Origin of the sequence: Endozoicomonas sp. SESOKO2, assembly GCF_024606245.1 — a bacterium.
Classification (GTDB): Bacteria; Pseudomonadota; Gammaproteobacteria; order Pseudomonadales; family Endozoicomonadaceae; genus Endozoicomonas_A.
Genome location: NZ_JAHHPQ010000177.1, coordinates 1 through 1,725 on the forward strand (window position 1 = coordinate 1; position 1,725 = coordinate 1,725).

Sequence of the window (1,725 nt, forward strand, 5' to 3'; positions counted from 1 at the left end):
TGAATACCTCCATCAGGGTTTGCGCTTTTTCCAGCTCTTCCTGACTTAATTCGTATTTGATATGTGCCTTTACTTTTTCCAATGGGCCATCGGTGGTCTGAGTGCCTGTCGGCTTCTTTTTTTTGGCCGGTGGTGCATTGGTTGCTTTTGAATTTTTTCTCTTTCTACCCGGGCCTTTCTTTTTTTTCTGAACAGGTTCTGATGAGTCAGGCTCTGTTTCTTGCCGCGGTGGTCTTGCTCTTTTTTTACCTCGAGTGCCCGACAGGCAGCTTTTGCATAACAGTGCTGAAACTGCTGCCTCATGGGCTACACGTCTTAATTCCTGTAGATTCAGTGCCTTGCCACACTTGGTACAAGTTACAACCGAACTTGCGGTATCCTGCGCAGCAGAGGGTTCCATTGGATCATCGCCGCCACGACCATTGCCGACTGTCGAACCAATGACCTTTCTATGGGCAGCAGCTTGGGAAACCTGATGGGATTTTCGAGTCTGGCTTTTTGTCTCGGTCGTTGATGCTTTGGTCGTTTGGGAGGATTGACTCTTTTCCCTGTTAGCCGCCTGTCGGCCAGAATATTTGTCAGAAGTGACCTCAAGGTAAACACTGAGTTCCCGACCATTCTCTGCCAGCCGTGTCTGAACCAGCACCGGATGCATATTGGCGGTGTTTGATCTTTCCAGGTCCAAAAGGTCCGCTTCAATCACCATGATCCGGTTTGACAATATCCGGGCCAGGGTGGTTTGCCCTGTCGTAATAGCCCATAGTCGTTTGATTCGCAACATTTGAAGGAGTTGCTTTTTTTGTTGCAGGCATTTTTGAATAGGGTCAGAAACAAGATTAAGGTCAAGGTCAGTCCGGGACTCAGGGTCAGGATTCCAGTTATTTCTGTCAGTTGGCTTATCGCCATCATCTCCCCCGGCAGCGGCGATGGTGTTCAGCTTATTGGAAGTGTTATCGGGGACTTCCGGGGGCATAGCCAACAGTTCAGTGCGGAGTGTTGGCTTCATTGGCCAGATGGCTTGGGGAGGCAGTTGGAGAGACTGAAGAGGACTATTATTTGGCAGCCGCCGCAGTAAACTGAAGGCGAATTTCATAAACCCAGCCGGAACAGGGTCGGGCGGTTCAGGTTCGGCCAACTGATAGGGATATAAGAAATGTACTGGTAGTGGGCTTGAGCCGATCCATTCCAAAGCTTGCAGTGACTCCCCAAACATTATTGCCACCAGCAGAAGCAGTGATCGAACCATTGAGAAGGCAGTTTTGTTTTTTTGTGAGCGTCTCATAGATTCAGGCTAATAAAATCAGCGTCTGTGAATCCATCCGCTTTTGGAAAAATTCATACGTCATTCGGATAGGGCCCATTGATTGACGTTTGCGCGAGACTTCATAGCACTGCACCGGCGAACTTGCCATGAACGGAGTTGGCTGACGTTTTTTTTTCAGAAGCTTTTATCATACGACACAGATCTTTTTTATAAAATAACTCCACACCGATCAAGCAACTCTAGTTCCTGACAACTCTGATAAACATCAGGATCAACCTCTGATAATAAAGGATCTCGCCTTTTTAACAGCTTTATTTCGCCGCATGCCCGTTGCCTCCATCCTTCCATTATGTGGTTATCGATATCGATTTTGGCTTTTTTAAGAGCGGTAACGATATGCATAAGCTCCATTTCATCCCTGTACCCGTCCAGTAATGTCAGTATTTCGATGTCAAAAACTT

2 protein-coding genes are annotated in these 1,725 nt (G+C 47.4%); both read right to left on the minus strand.

The features are described from left to right. Positions 1-1,006 (minus strand): hypothetical protein (locus KDK17_RS04295; protein WP_257252954.1); only part of this gene is annotated, 1,006 nt, incomplete at its 3' end. 465 nt (positions 1,007-1,471) lie between these two features. Next, a partial coding sequence (locus KDK17_RS04300) for a hypothetical protein (protein ID WP_257252955.1) occupies positions 1,472-1,725 on the minus strand: 254 nt, incomplete at its 5' end.